5 protein-coding genes and 1 pseudogene are annotated in these 3,479 nt (G+C 33.5%); all 6 read left to right on the top strand.

All coding sequences use genetic code 11. From position 1 onward, the window contains the following. A pseudogene (locus Q0370_RS06985) lies at positions 1 to 712 on the top strand (hypothetical protein); the annotation flags it as partial. A gap of 9 nt (positions 713 to 721) precedes the next feature. Next, a complete protein-coding gene (locus Q0370_RS06980; RefSeq protein WP_299573873.1) occupies positions 722 to 1,198 on the top strand; it encodes a cytoplasmic protein in 477 nt (158 codons plus the stop codon). Between the two features lie 2 nt (positions 1,199 to 1,200). Beyond that, a complete protein-coding gene (locus Q0370_RS06975; RefSeq protein ID WP_299573871.1) occupies positions 1,201 to 2,190 on the top strand; it encodes a glycosyl hydrolase 108 family protein in 990 nt (329 codons plus the stop codon). Positions 2,191 to 2,330: 140 nt separating this feature from the next. Further along, a complete protein-coding gene (locus tag Q0370_RS06970) occupies positions 2,331 to 2,648 on the top strand; it encodes a hypothetical protein (protein WP_299573868.1) in 318 nt (105 codons plus the stop codon). Positions 2,649 to 2,660: 12 nt separating this feature from the next. Next, entirely contained in the window at positions 2,661 to 3,032 is a 372-nt protein-coding gene (locus Q0370_RS06965; protein WP_299573865.1) for a hypothetical protein, read from the top strand. Continuing rightward, the gene (locus Q0370_RS06960) at positions 3,001 to 3,333 is read left to right on the top strand and encodes a hypothetical protein (protein WP_299573862.1); all 333 of its coding nucleotides are present in this window, start codon (positions 3,001 to 3,003) and stop codon (positions 3,331 to 3,333) included. Before Q0370_RS06965 ends, Q0370_RS06960 begins: the two co-directional genes overlap by 32 nt. The last annotated feature ends 146 nt before the right edge of the window (positions 3,334 to 3,479 follow it).

The following is a 3,479-nucleotide window of genomic DNA, read 5'->3' as shown; positions in this document are numbered from 1 at the left end:
TAATCCTAATCTGTTTTATCCGGACTGGGATACAGAAAAGCACATCTGGAACGAATTGGAATACGAAAATCCAGTTTTGGATAACGGAAATCTAAGAGAGGCAACAAAAGAGGAACTATACAAAGCTGGAAAATACACTCTTGATGAAAATGAATTAATTGAGAATGGAAAAATCAAGACCGTCGAACTATCTGAATTTGAGTACATTGAGAACAATCAAATCAAATACAGAAAAGAAGAAAAGGTTGAGAAACTAAAACAGGAACTTTACGAACTGAGAATTGAAAGGGAGAAAAAGCCTTTTGAATTTGAAGTGAAAGGGACTAAGTATCTTCAGCACAACAGGACAATAGATCAGTCTAATATAACCAAGATACTGTTTAGCTTAGTTCTCGGCTTTATTCTTAAATTAATGGGAAAAATAGCCAAAGGTCAGAAATTGGATTTCTCGCAAGTTATGACTGACTTAATGGCGACAGAGTACAGCAACTGGAAATTCTACACAGAGGACGGCTCTGAAAAATATGTGAATGTAAGTGTTCAGAAATTCATAGAAATGTCCGAAATAATGAGAAAACATACAACTACTTCGATGGTTGCCGAGACAACATTGTCGCACAGCTTGGAAAACAAAACGGTCGAAGAGCTGAAATCATTTAATGCTGAAATTGAATATAACAAATTATTTGAAAGTGAAATGAAGCAAGGTTAGGAGGTATTTATGAATCTTGAAAGGAATAAGCTTTATATATGTTTTCACAAGCCTAAAAGTATCATAGGTTTTTTGATAACATTAAGGACATTAGGAAAATACAGCCATTGTGAATTCATATATAATGACTATGTATATTTATCAAATCCTGGTGGCGTAAGAATAAAACCTTTTGTGTATAAAGATAATATGGATATATATGAGCTTGACAAGCATATTGAAATCCCTATTGTGCTAAAAGAGTTTATGAAACTGAAAGGCAAAGGGTACGACTATGGAGCTATTTTTTTCAGCCAGTTGCTGGAGCTGGGAATTGAACATAAGGACAAATATTTTTGTTCAGAATTATGCATACATCTGATTAACAAGGGATTAGATGAGAGTCTGACATACAATTTAAAAACGTTAAAGGCTAATCAATTCAGTCCTGCAAAGTTGTATAAATATTTAAGAGATATGGAATTATTAGGAAGAAAGGTGGAATAAAAATGGATAGATTTGAGAGAATATTTGAATATATGCTAAAAGTCGAAGGAGGTTATTCTGATGATAAAAACGATAAAGGCGGAGAAACAACTTGGGGAATTACAAAAGAAGAAGCAAGGGATTTTGGATATAAAGGAAATATGCAAGACTTGACAAAAGACTTCGCAAAAAACATATATCTAAAAAAATACTACTTAGGGAACAAACTAGATAAAGTAAATGATGACAAATTAGCTCTGTCCATATGCGATTGGGCAGTTAATTCAGGAAGAAATGGAACAAAAAACGCACAGATTGCTATAAACCAATTGACAAATGCAAATCTTGATGTGGATGGAATAATCGGAAGCAAAACATTAGATGCATTAAATGCAGTAGATCCTGAAAAATTTTTGGAAGTTTACCACAATCTGCAAAGAATTTATTACAGAAGTAAAGTTGAAGCTGACAAAACGCAGAGAGATTTTTTGGCTGGCTGGCTGAACAGAGTTCAAAGAAAGGAGGAATATTTGAAAGATTGGGATAAAGAAAATACAGTAACAGAGAATAAAAAATATTCTTTCGCTCAGTCAAGCTTAGACAAAATGAAAAAAGTACACCCAAAGCTGGTTGAAGTTATGAAAGCTGCAATTGAAAATAGTCCGTACGATTTTAGAATCACAGACGGAGCTAGAACAACGGAAGAACAGTTTGCTTTGTACCAAATAGGAAGAAGCAAACCGGGCAGAATTGTAACAAATTGTGATGGGAAAAAATTTAAATCAAACCATCAAATCAAATCTGACGGATACGGACATGCAGTTGACATATTCCCTTGTGGAGTTATAGAAAATGGAGTATATAGAAAATTTACATCTGAAGAAGGGTATGATGAAAAGAAATTGAAATTGATTGCAAACCATATCTTGGAAGTAGCAAAAAGTAAAAACATTAACATTGAGTGGGGTGGAAATTGGAAAATGAAAGATACGCCACATTTTGAATTAAAGTAATGTAAAAATGGCTTGAATACGAGCCAAAATCGAACGTTAAAAAACTTTTTGGATAAATAAGTTGGCTAGCAGTCTGAAATTGATTGTAGAGCCTGCTAGCTAGCTTAAAATTGATTTTATAAATTTTAGGAGGAGAAACAATGGATAAACAGTTACAAGTAATTTTAATAGGTATGCTGGTAGATTTTACTAGAAAAGAAGTGTTGGAAAAGGAAATAATCTTTGGAGCTAAAAAAGGGATAGAAAAACTGGAAGCTGTTAAAAACAACTTTTTTAGGAAGTTTAAGGATTTTGTAAAGAAATCACAGGAGATAAACAATCCATATATTCCTGATGACATTGAGAGATTTACTGAAGATTTATTGTTAAAAGGTACCGAGTCACTTGAAAAAACGATAAATGTAGATGAAATAATACACAGAATACTTGGAGAAGAAAAAACAGCAGTAGGGATATAAGGAGCATAACCAATGATAGAGGATTTAAAAGTAATAATAGACAATCACGGACTTTTCCTTATACTGTTTTTTTCAGGAGTCCTGTTTGGCGTGGTTGCACAGAAAATGATAGACAACCAGCCAGTGAAACCATATATAAAAAGAATAGCCGTTGCTGGAATGACAATGGCTATCGCCTTATCGCTTAATAAAGTGGTGGGGCATTTCAATGCCGGCTTCCTGTATCCGTGGAGTCCTGTCTTGGGATTTTTCGGCGAAGCTATGATGGAAACGATCAATCAGAAAAGATATGGAATCAGCAAAGGATTCCTGGAACTTCTGCTGGAAAAGCTCGGATTTGTCAAGAAGAGGGATGATAAAGATGAAGATGTATCACAGAAGTAGGAAGTTTGCAATCGTAATGTTTGCACTGATATTTTTAAATTCAGCAATTACATTAGAATTAAGAGGATATCAAAGAAGGCAGAATTTAAACCTGCTACGGAGCAAGCTGAAGAACGAAAGCAACAAAGAAATATTTGATTCCATAGAAGAAAGGTCGAAGACGGAAGATTTAATACTCCTGATAGGCACAAACTTCATCGCTTTAATGATAACTGTCGGATTCGATAGATTCGGAGCGTTTGAGGAAAGTGGCGAAACTATAAAGGAGAATAAGAAAAAACTTGTGAAAATATTTTTGTAAATTGTACCGTATGTAACAAATATGTAACAAAAATAATAAATGTTGTAAGAAATAACTAGCGTTTAAATCTCTTTTTATGCGGTATTAACGGAACTTACAAATTTTAAAACAATTATAAGAAAATTAATATTGAAAATTGTAAAAAA

Source organism: uncultured Leptotrichia sp., assembly GCF_938036635.1.
Taxonomy (GTDB): Bacteria; Fusobacteriota; Fusobacteriia; order Fusobacteriales; family Leptotrichiaceae; genus Leptotrichia; species Leptotrichia hongkongensis.
The sequence above is the reverse complement of the archived record's forward strand: the minus strand, read 5'-3'. Positions and strand labels throughout refer to the sequence as shown.